Source organism: Rathayibacter sp. Leaf185 (genome assembly GCF_001423885.1).
Classification (GTDB): domain Bacteria; phylum Actinomycetota; class Actinomycetes; order Actinomycetales; family Microbacteriaceae; genus Rathayibacter.
In genome coordinates, this window is record NZ_LMPP01000004.1 from 189094 (window position 1) to 207816 (window position 18723).

Sequence of the window (18723 nt, forward strand, 5' to 3'; positions counted from 1 at the left end):
CCGGGGCGCGGAGGTGACCTTCGCCCCTCACTACTGTAAGTCGCATGAACTCATCCGACCCCTTGTCCCGACTCGGAGTCACCGTGGACGCGGAGGGCGGCGAACTGCGGATCTGGTCGGCCCATGCGAGCGCCGTCGACCTGCTGCTCTACGACGAGAAGGACCCGGCCTGGGTCACCCGGACAGTGCCTCTCGAGTGCGACGACGAGTGCGTCTGGTCGGCACGGTCACCGCTGCTGACTCCCGGACGCCGCTACGCCGTCCGTGTCGACGGTCCGTCGGAGCTGCGCTTCGACCCGCGGACGGCGCTCCTCGAGCCCTACTCGCGCGGGCTGCACCGCGTCGCCGAGAACGAGTGGCGCTCGGTGGTGGTCGACGACTCCTTCGACTGGGGCGCCTCCGAGAAGCCGCGGACCCCGCTCGACCGCACGGTGATCTACGAGGCGCATGTGAAGGGCCTCACCAAGCTGAACCCGGCCCTGCCCGTCGAGCTGCGCGGCACGTACGCGGGGCTCGCGCACGAGTCGACGGTCGCCGCCCTCCTCGACCTCGGGGTCACGGCCGTCGAGCTGCTGCCGGTGCACGCCTTCGTGTCGGAGCAGCGGCTCCTGCGCCAGGGCCTCACCAACTACTGGGGCTACAACACGCTCAACTTCTTCAGCCCGCACGCGGCCTACGCCTCGTCGGCCGCTCAGCGCGGCGGGCCGACCGCGGTGCTCCGCGAGTTCAAGGGCATGGTCAAGCTGCTGCACGAGGCGGGTCTCGAGGTGATCCTCGATGTCGTCTACAACCACACCGCCGAGGAGGGGCCGAACGGGCCGCGCTCGAGCCTGCGAGGCATCGACGACCGCAGCTACTACCGCCAGACCGAGGAGGGCCACTACATCGATGTCACCGGCTGCGGCAACACGATCGACTTCGGCAACCCCGTCGCCCAGCGCCTCGTGCTCGACTCCCTCCGCTACTGGTCGAACGAGGTCGGGATCGACGGGTTCCGCCTCGACCTCGCCGCGACGCTCGGGCGCGACGGGAACGCGCACTTCCGGACCGACCACCCCCTGTTGACGGCGGCGGTGGAGGATCCCGCTCTGGCCGGCGTGAAGATGATCGCCGAGCCGTGGGACGTCGGCATGGGCGGCTGGCAGACCGGCAACTTCCCCTCGGGCTGGTCGGAGTGGAACGACCGCTACCGCGACCGGGCGCGCAACTTCTGGCTCTCGGACATCGACTACTCCCGCCGGGCCGGGACGGCTCCGGTCGGGATCGGCGGGTTCGCGACGCGCCTGTCCGGCTCGTCGAACACGTTCTCGGCCGAGCGCGGCCCGCTCGCCTCGGTGAACTTCGTCACCGCGCACGACGGTTTCACCCTCTCGGACCTCGTCTCGTACAACGTCAAGCACAACATCGGCAACGGGGAGTCGAACCGCGACGGAGGCGACAACAACCGCTCCTTCAACCACGGCTTCGAAGGGCCGTCGGCCGATGTGGGCGTGAACCTCGTGCGGCGCAAGGCGATGCGCAATCTGCTCGGCACGCTCCTGCTGTCGGCGGGCGTGCCGATGATCACCGCTGGGGACGAGTTCGGCCGCAGCCAGCGCGGCAACAACAACGCCTACTGCCAGGACTCGGATCTCACCTGGCTGCGCTGGGAGAGCCTCAGTGACTGGCAGGAGCAGCTCCGCGAGCACACCCGCACGCTGCTCCGCCTGCGTCGTGAGCATCCGGCGCTCCGGCCGACCCGCTACGGGCGCGGTGGCGAGGTCACTCCGGGAGCGAGCAGCATGCGCTGGTTCGACGCCCACGGGCACGGCATGTCGGATCACGACTGGACCTCGGCCGAGAACCGCACGCTGCAGTACCTGGCCTCCTCGACGCCGGAGTCCGAGGAGTTCGACCGGATCCTGCTGGTCGTGCATGGCGTCGAGCACGAGGCGAGCGTCGTGCTGGCCGAGAGCGACGGGGTCACCGGCTACACCCGGCTCTGGAACAGCGACGAACCCGAGCCGCTCGGGCACGGAGAAGCGTTCGAGCCCGGGCAGGTCATCCGCGTCGCCGGCACGTCGATGCAGCTGTTCGCCGCGCACGGGGAGGCGACGACCGCCGAGATCGCGGGCGGCTCGTGACGGCGGCTCGGCAGGGTCCGGGCACACCCGCGACTGTCGCGCTGGCAGCCGCCGGCATCGAGTTCGTCGCGCGCGAGTACCGGCACGACCCCGGCGCCGCGAGCTACGGAGGCGAGGCGGCGGAGGCGCTCGGCGTCGAACCGGAGCGGGTCTTCAAGACCCTGCTGGTCGACGTCGACGGCGAGCTGGTCGTCGGGATCGTCCCGGTCACCGGCTCGCTCGGGCTGAAGGAGCTCGCCTCGGCGGTCGGCGGCAAGCGCGCGGCGATGGCCGACCCCGCCCTGGCGCAGCGACGGACCGGGTACGTTCTCGGCGGCATCTCACCCGTGGGCCAGAAGACGCGGCACCGGACGGTGCTCGACGAGACGGCCGAGCTCTTCGACACCGTCCTCGTCTCGGGCGGTCGCCGCGGCTTCGACATCGAGCTGTCCCCCGCGGATCTCGTCGCGGCGACCGGCGCGATCCTCGCCGACATCGCGCGCTGACGCTCTCCGCGGGTCCCACTCCCCGGGGCCGGCACGGCGCACCGAGGAGGGGGAGGGTCGCGGAGGAGCTCAGCCGGCGGCGGCGACCAGGCCGAGCTCGGCCGAGCGCGCGAGGAGCGGGTGCTGCGGCACCACTCGCACCGTGTAGCCGAACGAGCCGCTGCGGTCGAGGGTGACCGTGCCCGCGTACGGCACCCGGCCGACCGCGTCGGCGGGCACGACGGCGGCGAGCGACTCCGCGACCTCGAGCTCCTGCAGCTGCACGTCGGTCAGCGAGCCGTCAGCGGCTGTCGTGCCGTAGACGACCTGCACGGTGACGTCCTCGGGCCTGAGATCACCGAGGAGCACTCCCGCACGCACCGCGAGCCGGTCGCCGCGCTGCGGGACTGCGTCGATACCGCCCGATTCGACCGAGGCGACGGAGACGGCGGGCCAGCCCGCGCGCACCCGCAGCTTCCACGCCGACAGCTCCTTCGCCGGCTCGAAGTGGTCGACAACGATGGCACGACCGGCCTCCGCCGAGGGGCGGTACAGGTCGTCGACGTACTGGCGCACCATCCGCTCGGCGGAGAGCTCGGGCGAGAGCGTCGCCAGCGTGTGCCGGATCGAGCGCACCCAGCGGCGCGGGACCCCGTCGTGGTCGCGCTCGTAGAAGCGCGGCGCGACCTCGCTCTCGAGCAGCTCGTAGAGCGCGTCGGCCTCGAGGGTGTCGCGCGCCTCCGGATCGAGGGCGCGGTCGGAGGAGGGGATCGCCCAGCCGTTCTCGCCGTCGAAGTACTCGTTCCACCAGCCGTCGAGGATGGAGAGGTTGAGCGACCCGTTCAGCGCCGCCTTCATCCCCGACGTGCCGCACGCCTCGAGCGGGCGGAGCGGGTTGTTGAGCCACACGTCGGTGCCGGGATAGAGCAGCTGCGCCATCGCGATGTCGTAGTCGGGGAGGAACACGATCCGCCGGCGGACGTCGGGCTCCTGGGCGAAGCGCACGAGCTTCTGGATGAGCCGCTTGCCCTCCTCGTCGGCCGGGTGCGACTTGCCCGCGATCACGATCTGGATCGGGTGCTCGGGGTGGGTGAGCAGAGCGCGCAGCCGCTCGGGGTCGTGCAGCATCAGCGTGAGCCGCTTGTAGGTGGGTACGCGCCGCGCGAAGCCGATCGTCAGCACGTCCGGGTCGAGCAGGTCGTCGAGCCAGGCCGGCGTGAGGCCGCCGGGGTTCTGCTCGCGCCACGACCTCGCGGCCCGGACGCGGGCGTCGCGCACCAGCTGCTCGCGCATCGTGCGCCGCGCCTGCCAGATGTCGCCGTCGCTCAGAGCCCCGGACGCCCAGTCGGCGCGCGTCGTGTCCTCGGTCCCGAGGCGGTCGCGGGCCAGCGCGCTGAGCACGGGATCGGTCCAGGTCGCCGCGTGCACGCCGTTCGTGACCGAGCCGATGGGCACCTCCGCGGTGTCGAACCCCGGCCAGAGCGGCGAGAACATCGAGCGGCTGACCTCGCCGTGCAGCTTCGAGACGCCGTTGGAGCGCTGGGCGAGCCGGAGCCCCATGAACGCCATGTTGAACATGCCGCCGGAGCCGTCCTCGGCACCGAGGGCCAGGACGTCCTCGACCTGCACGCCCGGCAGCAGCTCGGTGGAGAAGTACTGCTCGATGAGCCCGCGATCGAAGCGGTCGATGCCGGCGGGCACCGGGGTGTGGGTCGTGAAGACCGTGCTCGCGCGCACGACCTGCAGCGCCTGGTCGAAGTCGAGACCGGAGCCGATCAGGCCCGAGATGCGCTCGAGCCCCTGGAAGCCGGCATGGCCCTCGTTGGTGTGGAACACCTCCGGGAGCGGCGCGCCCGACACCTCGGACCACAGCTCGAGGGCGCGCACCCCGCCGATGCCGAGCAGCAGCTCCTGCAGGAGGCGGTGCTCACCGCCGCCCCCGTAGAGCCGGTCGGTCGTGCCGCGCAGCGAGTCCTCGTTCTCGGGGATGTCGGTGTCGAGCAGCAGGAGCGTCACGCGCCCGACCTCTGCCCGCCACACCCGGGCGTACAGGGCGCGGCCGTCGGGGAGCGCCAGCACGATCCGCGCCGCGGACCCGTCGGCCAGACGCACGACGCGCAACGGCAGGCCGTCGGGATCGAGGGAGGGGTACGACTCGAGCTGCCAGCCGTCGGCCGAGATGCCCTGCGAGAAGTAGCCGGAGCGGTAGAAGAGCCCGACTCCCGTCAGCGGGATGCCGAGGTCGGAGGACGCCTTGAGGTGGTCGCCGGCGAGGATGCCGAGGCCGCCCGAGTACTGCGGCAGGGCGGCGGCGATGCCGAACTCGGGCGAGAAGTACGCGATCGACCGCGGTGCCGACTCCGGCAGCGACTGGTACCAGCGCGGCTCGGTGCGGTAGCGCTCGAGTTCGTCGCGCAGGCGCCAGGCGTCGTCGATGAAGCCCTGGTCGCCGGCCAGCTCGGCCAGGCGCTCGGGGCTCACGGCTCCGAGGAGCGCGGTCGGATCCGCGCCGCCGCGGCTCCACAGCTCGGGATCGACCCGCTCGAACAGCCGCCGGGTGGGCTCGTGCCAGGCCCAGCGGAGATTGCCCGCGAGCTCACCGAGCGCCGAGAGCGCGGGCGGCAGGACGGAGCGGACGGTGAAGCGGCGGATGGCCTTCACGGCACTCCTCGACTCTCTGCGGACCCCGGCGGACACAGGCGCGGGAGCGCCGGGGCGGTCGCGCGAGCACACCCTACTGGACTGCTCGTTCCCGGGGAGGTGCGGGGTCGCGAACCCGGTGCGCGAGGGCGGGCGACCCCGGAGGGCCGCCCGCCGCGTCACGAGCCGTCGGTCAGCGGACCGTGGTGCTCACCGTGTCGGAGTTGCTCCGGATCGACGGATCGGGGGTCCTCACCGAGAACGTGGTCGCCAGAGCGGTGCCCTTGCCTGTGCTCGTGGCCTTGACGGTGATCTTCTCGACGACGGTCTGCCCGTCGGCGAGGCTCGAGCGCTGGAAGACGACGATGCTCCCGATCCGGGTGTACTTCCCCGTCGCGGACACGAACTGGACGTTCGAGGGCAGGATCACCTTCGAGTACACCGTCGTCGAAGTGGCCGGTCCGGCGTTCTTCGTCGTGAGCGTGTACGTCGCGGTCTTCCCCTTCACCGCTGAGCTCGGCCCAGCGAGATCCACCCGCAGGTCGGCCTTAGCGGTGACCTTCTGCGGCGAGACGGTCAGGGTGCTGCTGGCCTGCGCTGTCCCGGCCGAGTTCTCGGCTCGCGCGGTGAACGTGTAGGTGCCGGCGGTGGTCGGGGTCCCGGAGAGCCGTCCGGCGCTGCTCAGGGTGAGACCAGGGGGCAGCGTGCCCGAGATCACCGAGACGGTCGGAGCCGGGCTCCCGGTGACGGTGTAGGCGTAGTCGTACGCGGAGCCGACCATGCCGGCCGCCACGACTCCGGAGATCGACGGTGCGACAGTGGCGGAGTCGATGGTGACGGAGTCGCCGACCTGCACGGTGCCGGCCGCGTTCCCGGCAGAGAGCGTGTACGCGTACACGCCCGCCGTGGTCGGCGTGCCGGTGAGGCGCCCGGCGGAGTCGAGCGCGAGACCCGGAGGCAGTGTGCCCGAGGTCACGGAGACGGTCGGAGCGGGAGCCCCGGTGGCGACGTACGCGAAGTCGTACGCGGACCCGACCGTTCCACCCGGGGCGTCGCCGGAGAGAGCCGGGGCGGTGTCCGCGGACGCGATGGTGACCGAATCGGAGAGCTGCGCGGTGCCGGCCGTGCTCACGGCCGTGAGCGTGAAGCCGAACGTGCCCGCCGCGGTCGGAGTGCCGGTGAGGCGGCCAGCGGTGCCGAGCGCGAGACCAGGAGGCAGCGCGCCCGAGGTGACCGAGACGGTGGGCGTCGGGTTGCCGGCGACCGAGTAGCCGAAGGCGTACGCGGCACCGACGACTCCGTCTCCGGCGGACCCGGAGAGCGCCGGCGCGATGGGCGCCGGTGCGATCGTGACAGTGCTGGTCGCGTCGGCGGTCCCGGACGCGTTCGAGGCGCGAACGGTGAAGGTGTACGTGCCCGCGGCGGTCGGGGTGCCGGTGAGACGGCCTGCGCTCTCGAGGACGAGACCCGGAGGCAGCTGGCCCGACAGCACGGAGACAGCGGGGGTCGGGCTCCCGGTCACCGTGTAGGTGAAGTCGTACGGGGTGTCGACCGTTCCCGTTCCCGCGTCACCGGTCACGGTCGGCGGGGTCGCCGACGCCTCGACGGTGATCGTGTGGGAGGCGCCCTCGGTCGTGCCGAAGGGGTTGCGGGCAGCGACCGTGAAGGTCGACTCCCCGGCGGCGGTGGGCGTTCCGGAGAGGACGCCGGCCGAGGTGAGGGCCAGGCCGTCGGGGAGGCTCCCCGACGACACCTCGAACGTCGCGGCGGCGTCGCTCGCGGTGAACGAGTAGGCCACGCTCGTGCCGACCGTGGCCGTCGTCGGCGGCGCATCGGCCGTCAGGACGGGCAGGGGTCCCACGGCGAGAGTGTGCGATTCGCTCGTCGAGATCGCAGTGGCGCCGACGGCTCCGTCGGGGACGACCGCCTGCCCGTAGCGGTTGTCGCCCCAGGCGACGACGGTGCCGGTGCTGGTCAGCGCGAGGCTGTCGGAGCCGCCGGCGGCGATGGCGGTGACGCCGGCGAGCCCGGCGGGAACCGTGCTCTGCCCGGAGAAGTCGCCACCCCAGGCGGTGACGGTGCCGTCGCCGGTGAGCGCGAGGCTGTGGGAGCTGCCGGCGGCGATGGCGGTGACGCCGGCGAGGTCGGTGGGAACCGTCGCCTGCCCGGAGGAGTCGTCGCCCCAGGCTGTGACCGTGCCATCGCTCGTCAGCGCGAGCGCGTGAGCGCTGCCGGCGGATATCGCGGTGACGCCCGTGAGCCCCGCGGGAACGGCGATCTGCCCGGCGGAATTGCTCCCCCAGCCGGTGACGGTGCCGTCGTTCGTGAGCGCGAGGCTGTAGTAGCGACCGGCCGCGATGGCGGTGACGCCGGTGAGTCCCGGAGGAACAGTGGCCTGGCCGAAGGTGCTGTCTCCCCAGGCGGTGACGGTGCCGTCGCTCTTCAGAGCCAGGCCGTGGTAGAGGCCGGCGGCGATCGCGGTGACATCCGTGAGCCCGGCAGGCACTCTGGTCTGTCCCGCGCCGTTGTACCCCCAGGCGGCGACGGTGCCGTCGCTGCGCAGCGCGAGGCTCCAGTCGGGGCCGGCGGAGACGGCGGTCACGTCCGTCAGGCCGGCCGGCGCGACGGTCTGCCCGTCCAGGTTCTTGCCCCAGCCGGCGACTCCGCTCGCAGTCGCAGCGGGGTTGATCGGCTCGGCACCCGTCGCGAGAGGAGCGAGGAGGCCGGCGATGAGCGCGAGCAGCGCGGTCGACGCGAGAAGGCCGCGCCTGCCGCCTCGACGCACTCGTCGCGGCGGAGACTCGGAGGAGGAGGGGTCCCCCTCGAGCCTGGTGGGAGGAAGGGCGGAGAGGAAGGGCATCGGTGCCTCCGGGTCGGATCTGCGCGACCGGCGCGGGTCGCTCTCGCACCGTGGCACCCAGACACGACGGCTGACAATCGCCGCTAGAGGACATGTCCGCAAGCGGGCGCTCGTGCTCACTCGGCGCCGCTTCTGCCACAGCCCCGAGCACGGGCGCAACCGGCGTGCCAAAGACTGCCCCGGTCGCTACTGTCGAGTCGTGGCTCAGACACCTTTCTTCAAGGCTTCGCACGGCAAGGACGCACGACGAGGAGGACGCGGGAAGACCGCGCCGGAGGAGGTGACGACGCCTGTCGAAGCGGCCGATGCCCCCGAGGAGGCGGCCGCGGCGGCACCGCCGGCCGCGGATGCTCTCTCCACCCCCGAGACGGCGCCGCCCGCCCCGCCGACGGGCAGCGGCTACGAGGTCCGCGCCGAGCGCATCCCGATCATCGACCCCCAGCCCCGGCTCGAGGACGACCGCTGGCCGGCCAAAGCCTTCGTCGGCGAGGTCGTCCCGTTCGCGGCCACCGCGTTCCGCGAGGGCCACGACCTCATCGGCGTCGACCTCCTGCTCACCTCGCCCGAGGGCGTCGAGAGCGAGCACCGGATGTCGCTGCTCGCGACCGGCACCGACCGGTACGGCCGTCTCGTGCTCCTCGACGCCGAGGGCGACTGGACCTACCGGATCCGCGCCTTCGCCGACGACTGGGCGACCTGGCTGCACACCGCCGAGGTCAAGATCCCGGCCGGCCTCGACCTCGACGTGACCTTCGCACTCGGCGTTGGGCTCCTCCGCGAAGCCGCGGACGACGAGGAGCGCCCCGGAGCCGAGCGCACCCTGCTGACCGAGGCCGCCTCCCGCGTGGCCGACGCCGCACTGACGCCGGAGGAGCGACTCGACGCGGCCACCGACGCCGCGGTGCACGGAGCCCTGGACGCTCGCCCCGTGATGAGCCTCGCGAGCGTCTCGGCGCCCCGCGTCGTGCACGTGGAGCGCACCCGCGCCGGTGTCGGCGCCTGGTACGAATTCTTCCCGCGCTCGGAGGGTGCTGTCGCGAACGAGGACGGCTCCGTCACGAGCGGTTCCTTCCGCACGGCGGCCCTGCGTGTCCCGGCGGTCGCCGAGATGGGCTTCGATGTCCTCTACCTGCCGCCGATCCACCCGATCGGCCGCACGTTCCGCAAGGGACCGAACAACACGCTGAACGCCTCCGAGACCGACCCCGGCTCGCCCTGGGCGATCGGCTCGAGCGACGGCGGCCACGACGCCATCCACCCCGACCTGGGCACCGTCGACGACTTCCGCGCGTTCCACGAGGCCGTCACCGACGCCGGACTCGAGCTCGCACTCGACTTCGCCCTGCAGGCCTCGCCCGACCACCCCTGGGTGACGAGCCACCCGGAGTGGTTCACGACCCTCCCCGACGGGACGATCGCCTACGCCGAGAACCCGCCGAAGAAGTACCAGGACATCTACCCGATCAACTTCGACAACGACCCCGCCGGCATCCGGCAGGAGTCGCTGCGGATCCTGGAGTACTGGATCTCGCTCGGTGTCACGATCTTCCGCGTCGACAATCCGCACACCAAGCCGCTCGACTTCTGGGAGTGGGTCATCCACGAGGTCAACGCGAAGCACCCCGAGGTCGTGTTCCTCGCCGAGGCGTTCACCCGCCCGGCGATCATGCGCGCGCTCGGCAAGGTGGGCTTCCAGCAGTCGTACTCGTACTTCACCTGGCGCAACACCAAGGAGGAGCTCACCGAGTTCTTCACCAGCATCTCGCAGGAGACGGCCGACTACATGCGGCCGAACCTCTTCGTGAACACCCCCGACATCCTCACCGAGTACCTGCAGTACGGCGGTCCGTCCGCCTACAAGGTGCGTGCCGCGCTCGCGTCGACGGCCTCGCCGCTGTGGGGCGTCTACTCCGGCTTCGAGCTGATCGAGAACGTCGCGCGCCCCGGCGCCGAGGAGAACATCGACAACGAGAAGTTCCAGTACAAGGTGCGCGACTGGGCCGAGGCGGAGGCGTCCGGCCGCTCGATCGCCCCCTACATCACGCGCCTCAACGAGATCCGACGGGCGCACCCCGCCCTCCGTCAGCTTCGCAACCTGCTCGTGCACGGCAGCGACGACGACGCGATCCTCGTCTACTCCAAGCACCTCGAGCGCGCCTTCACGGGTACGGGCTCGGCCGACACGATCCTCGTGGTCGCGAACACCGATCCGCACTCGGCGCGGGAGACGACCGTGCACCTCGACCTGCCCGCTCTCGGGCTCGACTGGGGCGCGACCTTCGAGGTCGAGGACCTGATCACCGGCGCGGTCTGGACCTGGGGCAGCGACAACTACGTGCGGCTCGACTCCTTCGTCGAGCCCGTGCACATCCTGAGCGTGAAGGCGGACGGACGATGAGCGACACGGTTCCCGAGAACGACGGAACGAGCGCCGCCGAGGCCGCGGGACTGACCCCGCGCGTCGAGACGGTCGTGACCACCGGCACGAGCGCTGCCACGACCACGGGGGCGACGGCGCGTCACGCGGCGACCGCGGCGCACGAGTCGCCGACCTCCGACGCTTCCGACGTCGCGAGCGTGGAGGACGACCTCGCCGCGACCCCGGTCGATGACGACAGCGCCGCGGACGGGACAGCCTCCCCCGGCGATGCCGACACTCCCGCCGAGGCCTCCGGTCCGGTCGACGGCTCCTCCGCGATCGACCTGCCCGACATCCCGGAGTGGATCCTGCAGCAGATCGCCACCGGCAGCAACGCGCTCCCCCACGCCGTCCTCGGCCAGCACGTCGTCTCGGCCTCCGGCGTCTCCGACGAGGTCACCGTCGTGCGCGTGCGCCGCCCGCTCGCCGACCGCGTCGTGGCCGTGCTCTCGACCGGCGCACGCATCGAGCTGAGCCACCTGCACGACGGCATCTGGCAGGGCTTCCACATCCTCGGCCCGCAGGCCTACACCGTCGAGGCGAGCTACGGCGACGGCGACTCGTGGACCGCGGAGGATCCCTACCGCTTCTCGAAGACGGTAGGCGACTTCGACCTCTACCTGATCGGCGAGGGTCGCCACGAGCGTCTCTGGGAGGCGCTCGGCGCGCGGCACCGCGAGCACGAGGGAGTCTGGGGCACCTCGTTCTCGGTCTGGGCGCCGCACGCGCAGGCCGTCCGCGTCGTCGGCGACTTCAACGAGTGGAGCGGCGAGGGGCACGCGCTCCGCAACCTCGGCGTCACGGGCGTGTGGGAGATCTTCGTGCCCGGGCTCGAGCCCGGCGCCTCCTACAAGTTCGACCTGCTCTCGCGCGACGGCCGCTGGGTCCGCAAGGCCGACCCGATGGCCCGCGCCACCGAGGTGCCGCCCGCGACCGCCTCGCGCATCCCGGTCTCGCACCACCACTGGAGCGACTCCGCCTGGATGGAGAAGCGCGCGGCGACGGACCCGCACACCCAGCCGATGAGCGTGTACGAGATGCACCTCGGCTCGTGGAAGCCGGGACTCGGCTACCGCGACGTCGCCGATCCGCTGATCGAGTACATCACCGCGCTCGGCTTCACCCACGTCGAGTTCATGCCGCTCGCCGAGCACCCGTTCGGAGGCTCGTGGGGCTACCAGGTGACCGGCTACTTCGCCGCCTCGAGCCGCTTCGGCACCGCCGACGACCTCAAGTACCTGATCGACCGACTGCACCAGGCCGGCATCGGCGTGATCGTCGACTGGGTTCCCGGGCACTTCCCCAAGGACGACTTCGCCCTCGCCCGATTCGACGGCGAGCCCCTCTACGAGCACCCCGACTGGCGCCGCGGCGAGCAGATGGACTGGGGCACCTACGTCTTCGACTTCGGTCACACGCAGGTCCGCAACTTCCTCGTCGCGAACGCGCTGTTCTGGCTCGAGGAGTTCCACGTCGACGCCCTGCGCGTGGACGCCGTCGCCTCGATGCTCTACCTCGACTACTCGCGCAAGGAGGGCGAGTGGCTGCCGAACGAGCACGGCGGACGCGAGCACCTCGAGGCCATCAGCTTCCTGCAGGAGGTGAACGCCACCGCCTACAAGCTCTACCCCGGCATCATGATGATCGCCGAGGAGTCGACGAGCTGGCCGGGCGTCACGCAGCCCACGGTCTCGGGCGGGCTCGGCTTCGGGCTCAAGTGGAACATGGGCTGGATGCACGACTCGCTCGACTACATGGCGAACGATCCGCTGTGGCGCCAGTACCACCTCGGCGAGCTGACCTTCTCGTTCGTCTACGCGTTCAGCGAGAACTTCGTGCTGCCGATCAGCCACGACGAGGTCGTGCACGGCAAGGGCTCGCTGATCAACAAGATGCCCGGCGACCACTGGCAGCAGCTCGCGAACGTGCGCGCCTACCTGGCCTTCATGTGGGCTCACCCCGGCAAGCAGCTGCTCTTCATGGGGCAGGAGTTCGGGCAGTACTCGGAGTGGAGCGAGGAGCGCGGACTCGACTGGTGGATCCTCGATCAGCCGAGTCACAAGGGGCTCTGGAGCCTCGTCGGTGAGCTGAACCGCGTCTACCGCGAGTCGACCTCGCTCTGGGAGCTCGACAACGACCAGGCCGGCTTCGAGTGGATCGACGGCGGTGCCGCGGCGCCGAACGTGATCTCGTTCCTCCGCCGCGACCGCGAGGGCCGCTCCGTCGCGATCGTCGCCAACTTCTCGGGATCGCCGGTGCACGGCTACCGGATCGGTCTGCCGCAGGCCGGCCGCTGGGAGGAGCTCGTCAACACCGACGCCGAGATCTACGGTGGTTCGGGTGTGGGCAACTTCGGTGCGGTCGAGGCACGCGACGAGCCGTGGGCCGGCCGCCCGGCCTCGGCCGAGCTGATCCTGCCCCCGCTCGGGGTGCTCTACCTCCGCCCCACCGACTGACGCCCGAGGGAACCCCGGACCGTCGAGACGACCCGTAGCCCCGGGCTCCCTCAACGGTTCGGAGTTCCCTCGCCGCGAATGACAGAACCCCCTCCGCAGACCATTGCGGAGGGGGTTCTCTTGTAGGCGGAAGTGAGAAACGCGTTCCAGCGTTTCTCACGAGCCGACCGCGACCCGCTCTCGGAAACGCAACTCCTCGTAAAGCCGACCGCGGCAGGGTGAGCGCTCGCCGCTCACCCTGCCGACCAACTCAGTACAGGAGGCCGGTGAGGCGGGCGCGGGCCTTGTTGACGCGGGGGTCGGTGGTGCCGACGATCTCGAACAGCTCGAGGAGGCGTGCACGGGTCGCCGCCTTCCCCTCGGCATCGAGCCGGGGGAAGATCGACAGGAGGCGGTCGAAGGCGTCCTCGACGTGTCCGCCCGAGACGTCGAGATCGGCGACGGCGAGCTGCGCGTCGAGGTTCGACGGCTCGGCCGCGGCCGTGGAGCGCACCTCGTCGAGGGTGCGGCCCTGCAGCCGCGACAGCAGCCGGACCTGCGCGAGACCGGCGACGGCCAGATCGTCGCGCGGGTTCTGCGCGATGGCGGTCTCGTACTCGGTGATCGCCGCGGCGTAGTCGCCGCGATCGATGGCGTCGTACGCCTCCTGGTGGTGCGGGGGCAGCGGAGCCGGCTCGGGCTCCCCCGCCTCGGCGGCGGACCCGTCGACCGGGACCGTGCCCGTGACGCCGTTCTGCGCGGCGAGCTGCAGGACCTGCTCGAGCAGATCGCGCAGCTGCTCCTCGGCCACCAGGCCGCTGAACAGCGGGACCGGGCGTCCGCCGAGGATGGCGGCGATCGTCGGCACCGACTGCACCTGGAAGGCCTGAGCGAGCTGCGGGCTCGACTCGACGTCGACTCCGACGAGCACGAAGGCACCGGCGTACGAGACGATCACACGCTCGAGCAGCGCGGTCATGCTCGTGCTCTGCTCCGACCACGACCCGCGGAGGTCGACGATCACGGGAACCCGCGAGGAGAGCTGGACGACCTGGTCGAACTCGGCGTCCCCGGCGGTGAGCAGCAGCGGATTCGCGGTGGGCGGGGGCCCGGCCGGTGCGTCACCGGCGGCGGCCGGCGCGGTCGGAGCCGGAGCCGGGCGCCGGTTCACGAGGGTGGACAGGTCGACGGCGCCGCGGAGGTTTCCGGGCAGGGGCGGGAGGGTGCTCACGGCAGCTGCACCACCGAGACGAGTCCTTGACTCCATCCGAGCATGACGATCTTCTCCTCTGATCCGACGGGCGGTACGTAGAACAGCAACTGGTATCCGTAGGTGGTCTCGATGCCGGTCGTCGACTTGTCGGTGCCGAGCAGGATCTGCGAGGCACCGGAGGTCGAGACGGTCGAGCCCTCGGCGGTGGGCTTCACGGTCGACACCTCGGCGATGCTCGCGGCCACGAGGGCTCCCGAGTCGTTCGTCGCGAGGGCGATCGTGGGCGAGGTGCCGGCCTTGTTCGAGAACTCGATCGAGGCCGTGTCCGGCAGGGCGGCTCGGTCGGCGTTCTTCTTGTCGATGCCGACCTGGCCGCGCAGGGTGTCCCCGTCGGCCGCGAACGTCTCGGCGTACGTGCTCGCATCGCCGTTGGCGAGGATGTCGGCGTAGGCCGAGCCCACCGACTCCGGAGCGAGCTTCATCAGCTTCGAGTCGGGAGCGACGATCGAGGTGCCGACCGTGACGGGAGCGACATCGGGGATCCGCGCGTTGGCCTCGAGCGAGATGGCGTAGTCGACCTTGTAGTCGACACGCGGGCTGGCCTGGCTCATCATCAGCGCGATGGGCGCCTGGGTGCTGTCTGCCGAGTTCTGCACGACCGCGGTGACGAGGCGGGGCCACGACTGCGTGTCCTGAGGGAGGACGAGACTGACGGGCGTCGCGGGGATCGACTGCGGTGGGTCGATCGTGCCGCCCTTGACGACGACCTCGTAGTTGGTCGTCCGCTCGGTGAGGGCCTCGCCCTGGAAGCGCTCGGCGAGGGCGGTGGCGTCGTGCGCCTCGTCGGCGGCCGCCGCGACGGCCGAGACCGAGGCGACGATCGCCTCCGCCTGCTGGGTCGTGACGACCGGGGTCGCGACCTCGGCGGCGGGCTCGGCGGTCGACGTGGCCGACGGCGTCGGCGTCTCGGTGGCGCCGGCGGCGAGATCGGGCCAGTAATCGGAGCTGCAGCCCGCGAGCAGGACGCTCGTGCCGACCACGATCGGCAGCACGAGCAGCCCACGGCGGCGCGAGGGTCGGGGCGAGGCGATCGACGCCTGGATGCCGGCGCGGGCGCGCGGCCGACGGGCACCACGCGGGACCTTGCCCTGCGGACCCTTGCGTCGCGGACCGTGCTGGCGCCGCAGGTGCAGGAACGCCCAGATGTAGAGGACGAGCCCGACGAGCAGGAGGAACGCGCCGCCGAGCAGCAGCGGACCGGCGAGCGGCGTAGCGGTGTCGACCGGCCAGCTGACGCGGATGTCTCTCGCCGCGGGGGCCGTGCCGTCGGTGGCGATCAGGATCGAGACGTCCTCGGGGACGTCGAGCGCGACGGTGATGCTGCCCGTTCCCTCGAACTGCTCGAGCCAGAGGTCGGAGCCGCGCGGGTCGAGGACGGCGGCATCCGCCGTGGCGACATCGGACGCCAGCTCCAGGGCTGTCCCTGTCTCCTCCGAGGCCGTCAGAGCGGCGGGCTCGGCGCGGTAGCCGATCGCCTCGTAGTCGGATCCGCCCACCCAGCCGAGCACGTCGGTGGTCCGCGCGTAGGCCAGGACCAGGTCGCCGTCGCCCTCGACGGTGATCGTCTGCCGACCCGGGTTCGCGTCGAGCGTGCTGCCGTCGATGACCGCGTAGGGTGCGCCCGACTCGAGCGCGGTCTCGGCGGTGAGCGACTCCGGAGGCGCCCAGACGGTCCGCTGACCGATGCCGAGGGCGATCAGCGCCGCAGCGATGACCGTGGCGATGATGGCGAAGACGAACCGCACGAAAGAACTCCTCCTGTGTTGCCCGATCAGGGGGGCGACCTCGGCCGGCCAGGGTGACGCGGCCGGCCCGCGGCTCGACGGCAACAGACAAAGACAGTCCAGAGTAGCCGATGGCCTTCGACGAACCCAGGAGATGCCCGTGAGCGACCCCCGGCGCGCGACCGGTGGGGTGTCGCCCCGGGCCGGGAGGCCACCGCTGACTAAACTTCCCGGAGTGCCGCGGCCCCGTCGCGGATCTGATGTGCGGAGGAGACGACGTGGCAAGCGACGAGGCCGAATTCACCCAGGTGTTCCGTGGCTACGACCGGGACGAGGTCGACAAGGCCATCCAGGGTCTGCGGCGCGAGCTGATCCACGCGAACACGCAGGCCGCCGAGAGCGGCCGCGAGGTCAGGCGGCTCTCCTCCCGCATCGACGGCCTCGAGAAGGAGCTGCAGCAGGTCGGCACGCCGACCTATGCGGGTCTCGGCGCCAAGCTCGAGCACACCCTCCGGGTCGCCGAGGAGCAGTCGGACCGGCTGATCGCCCAGGCCGAGAACGACGCGTCGGCGCTGCGCCGCTCGACCCGCGACGACGGCGACCGCATCGTCCAGGAGGCGCGCGACGAGGCCGAGCGCCTGATCACGGAGGCGCGCCGCCGGGCCGACCGCACGCGCAACGAGTCCGAGGCGCAGGCCGCGGCCACGCTCGGCAAGGCGGCGGACGACCGCGACGTCATGACGCAGGACGCCGTCCGCGAGGCCGCCGCGATCCGCGGCACCGTGGCCACCGAGGCCGCCGAGACCCGTGCGACCGCCAAACGCGAGGCCGCGGCGATCCGGTCGGAGGCGGAGCGCGAGGCCGCCGAGATGCGCGCGGTCGCCGCCCGCGAGGTCGAGGTGGCGCGCGCCGAGGCCGCCCGCCTGACGCAGAGCACCGAGCTCCTGCGCGCCGAGGTCGCCTCCGAGGTCGACCGCCTGCGGGCCGCCGTCGCCGCCGAGGTCGCCGACGCCCGCTCCGCCGTCGAGGCCGAGATCCTGACGGCCCGGGCCGATCTCGACGCCGAGCTGGCGGGCGGGCGAGCCGATGCCGCGCGCGAGCTCGCCGACCAGCGCACCCGCCTCGTCCAGGAGCGCGCGGACGCCGTGGCGCTGCTCGACGCCGAGCTCGCGGGACTCCGCGCCGCCGCGCACGACGAGGCCGCCGCCCTCTCGCGCGACGTCGAGCAGGCCCGCATCGATCTGGTCGTCGAGCTCGCCGCCCGCCGCGAGGAGGCCGACCGCGACTACCTCGTGCGCCACCAGGAGGCGGTCGCCCAGACCCAGCGGTACCTCGACGAGTCGAACCTGCAGCTCGCCGACGCCATCCGCCGCGCCAACGACAAGCGGCTCGAGGCCGACGAGCTGCGCAGCGACGCACTCGACGAGACCACGCGCCTGCGCCGCGACGCGCAGGACGAGTCGGACCGGATGCTCGACGAGGCGCGCGAGCGGGCGCAGCAGATCGTGGCCGACGCCGAGCGCCGCACCCGCGAGCTGGTCTCGTCGGCGGAGGGGCGACTCGACGAGATCCGCACCGAGCGCGACGCCATCGCGGGCTACGTCACGGGCCTGCGCGGCCTGATCGGCCACATCGACGGGATGTCCGAGGACGGCTCGAAGGACTCCGAGGACTCCGACGACTCGAAGGACTGAGGACGTCGGAGGCCCGGTCCGTCGATCCCGTCGACGGGCCGGGCCTCCTTCACGGCCGGATCAGGCCGTCGCGCCCGGCCACTCCGTCGGCAGCGGCGAGGAGGCGGGGGCCACGACGCGCACGATCTCGTCGAGCACCCGCCGTGTCTGTGCCTCGCCGACCCACAGGTGCTTGCCGCCCTCGACGGCCACGAGCTCGAGCTGCGGCACCGAGGCGAAGCGCTCGGCTGCCTCCGGAGGGCGCAGGTAGTCGTCGAGCTCGGGGATCAGCGCGACCAGCGGCCTGCCGTCCTCGGCCCAGGCCGCCACCTCGTCGGCCGACGCGCGGTGCAGTGGCGGCGAGAGGAGGATCGCCCCGTCGATCGGATGCTCCCTCCCCCACTTGAGGGCGAGCTCGGTGCCGAACGACCAGCCGACGAGCCACGGATGCGGTAGTCCGCGCTCGGCCACGAAGCTCATCGCCGCAGCGACGTCGGCGCGCTCGGTGTTCCCGTGACCGAACTCGCCCCCACTCGTACCGCGGGGCGAGTGGGTGCCGCGGGTGTTGAACCGCAGCACGGCGAGATCGGCGAGAGCCGGCAGCCGCGCCGCGGCCTTCCGAAGGATGTGCGAGTCCATGAAGCCGCCGTGCGTGGGCAGCGGATGCAGGGTGACGAGAGTCGCGACCGGCTCGCGGTCGAGCGGTAGAGCCAGCTCGCCCACCAGGGTCAGCCCGTCGGCCGTCTGCAGCTCGATGTCCTCGCGCCTGGCGGGCAGCATCACTCCGCCGCGGATCTCGGTCGTCATCGGGCTCCTTCGATTCTCCAGCAGTGGGTGTGCCAGTGTCGGCGTCCCGCGAGGTCGGCCGCGTCGCCGAGCGCTCCGTCGGCGCGCCAGATCACGAGGTGGGCCATCCCGATGTCGATCGTCTGGCCGCAGCCCGGGCAGAGGTAGTTCTTGACGGCGCGGGCAGCCGAGACGGGCTGCACGTTCCATTCGCGTCCGCGGCGCGTTTCGGTGCGACGCCAGCCCGCGAGCATCTGCGAGAGATCGCGCTGCTCGTCGCCGTCGTCGTCGCGCCTGCTCCCCCGGGGTCTGTTGCTGCGCGGCAT

General features: G+C 71.9%; 11 protein-coding genes. 5 read left to right on the forward strand and 6 right to left on the reverse strand.

Translation table 11 applies throughout. The annotated features are described in order from the left end of the window. Positions 1 to 44: 44 nt before the first annotated feature. Entirely contained in the window at positions 45 to 2123 is a 2079-nt protein-coding gene (gene glgX, locus ASG06_RS15145) for a glycogen debranching protein GlgX (RefSeq protein WP_056044040.1), read from the forward strand. Continuing rightward, positions 2120 to 2608, forward strand: a complete 489-nt coding sequence (ybaK, locus tag ASG06_RS15150; RefSeq protein ID WP_056044043.1) for a Cys-tRNA(Pro) deacylase — start codon at positions 2120 to 2122, stop codon at positions 2606 to 2608. The genes glgX and ybaK overlap by 4 nt, the downstream gene beginning before the upstream one ends. Positions 2609 to 2677: 69 nt before the next feature. Here the strand turns inward: ybaK and glgP are convergent, their stop codons facing one another. After that, positions 2678 to 5248, reverse strand: coding sequence for an alpha-glucan family phosphorylase (glgP, locus tag ASG06_RS15155; RefSeq protein WP_056044046.1), 2571 nt, complete (start codon positions 5246 to 5248; stop codon positions 2678 to 2680). A 172-nt stretch (positions 5249 to 5420) separates the two neighbouring features. After that, positions 5421 to 8087, reverse strand: a complete 2667-nt coding sequence (locus ASG06_RS20035) for a putative Ig domain-containing protein (protein WP_156466002.1) — start codon at positions 8085 to 8087, stop codon at positions 5421 to 5423. 280 nt (positions 8088 to 8367) lie between these two features. Here ASG06_RS20035 and ASG06_RS15165 point away from each other — a divergent pair, with 280 nt between their 5' ends. Both ASG06_RS15165 and glgB read left to right on the forward strand, forming a co-directional pair. Further along, entirely contained in the window at positions 8368 to 10485 is a 2118-nt protein-coding gene (locus ASG06_RS15165; protein ID WP_442965615.1) for an alpha-1,4-glucan--maltose-1-phosphate maltosyltransferase, read from the forward strand. Beyond that, on the forward strand, positions 10482 to 12962 hold the full coding sequence (glgB, locus tag ASG06_RS15170) for a 1,4-alpha-glucan branching protein GlgB (RefSeq protein WP_082499285.1): 2481 nt from the start codon (positions 10482 to 10484) through the stop codon (positions 12960 to 12962). The genes ASG06_RS15165 and glgB overlap by 4 nt, the downstream gene beginning before the upstream one ends. 250 nt (positions 12963 to 13212) lie before the next feature. Here the strand turns inward: glgB and ASG06_RS15175 are convergent, their stop codons facing one another. Next, on the reverse strand, positions 13213 to 14172 hold the full coding sequence (locus tag ASG06_RS15175; RefSeq protein WP_056044051.1) for a tetratricopeptide repeat protein: 960 nt from the start codon (positions 14170 to 14172) through the stop codon (positions 13213 to 13215). Further along, positions 14169 to 15959: a hypothetical protein gene (locus ASG06_RS15180; RefSeq protein WP_056044067.1), complete on the reverse strand. Its 1791-nt coding sequence runs from the start codon at positions 15957 to 15959 to the stop codon at positions 14169 to 14171. Before ASG06_RS15180 ends, ASG06_RS15175 begins: the two co-directional genes overlap by 4 nt. A 257-nt stretch (positions 15960 to 16216) precedes the next feature. Here ASG06_RS15180 and ASG06_RS15185 point away from each other — a divergent pair, with 257 nt between their 5' ends. Then, positions 16217 to 17632, forward strand: coding sequence for a DivIVA domain-containing protein (locus ASG06_RS15185; protein WP_056044069.1), 1416 nt, complete (start codon positions 16217 to 16219; stop codon positions 17630 to 17632). A gap of 60 nt (positions 17633 to 17692) precedes the next feature. Here ASG06_RS15185 and ASG06_RS15190 read toward each other — a convergent pair whose 3' ends face one another. Beyond that, positions 17693 to 18418 carry an alpha/beta hydrolase gene (locus tag ASG06_RS15190; RefSeq protein WP_056044071.1) on the reverse strand — a complete coding sequence of 242 codons (726 nt, stop codon included), beginning with the start codon at positions 18416 to 18418 and terminating at the stop codon, positions 17693 to 17695. Beyond that, complete coding sequence (locus tag ASG06_RS15195; RefSeq protein ID WP_056044075.1) at positions 18415 to 18723, reverse strand: hypothetical protein; 309 nt, start codon at positions 18721 to 18723, stop codon at positions 18415 to 18417. Before ASG06_RS15195 ends, ASG06_RS15190 begins: the two co-directional genes overlap by 4 nt.

What these genes read in the sequence shown, in the direction of transcription:
- glgX (WP_056044040.1), top strand. Translation starts at nt 45, where the DNA reads ATGAACTCATCCGACCCCTTGTCCCGACTCGGAGTCACCGTGGACGCG.
- ASG06_RS20035 (WP_156466002.1), bottom strand. Translation starts at nt 8,087, where the DNA reads ATGCCCTTCCTCTCCGCCCTTCCTCCCACCAGGCTCGAGGGGGACCCC.
- glgB (WP_082499285.1), top strand. Translation starts at nt 10,482, where the DNA reads ATGAGCGACACGGTTCCCGAGAACGACGGAACGAGCGCCGCCGAGGCC.
- ASG06_RS15190 (WP_056044071.1), bottom strand. Translation starts at nt 18,418, where the DNA reads ATGACGACCGAGATCCGCGGCGGAGTGATGCTGCCCGCCAGGCGCGAG.
- ASG06_RS15195 (WP_056044075.1), bottom strand. Translation starts at nt 18,723, where the DNA reads ATGCCGCGCAGCAACAGACCCCGGGGGAGCAGGCGCGACGACGACGGC.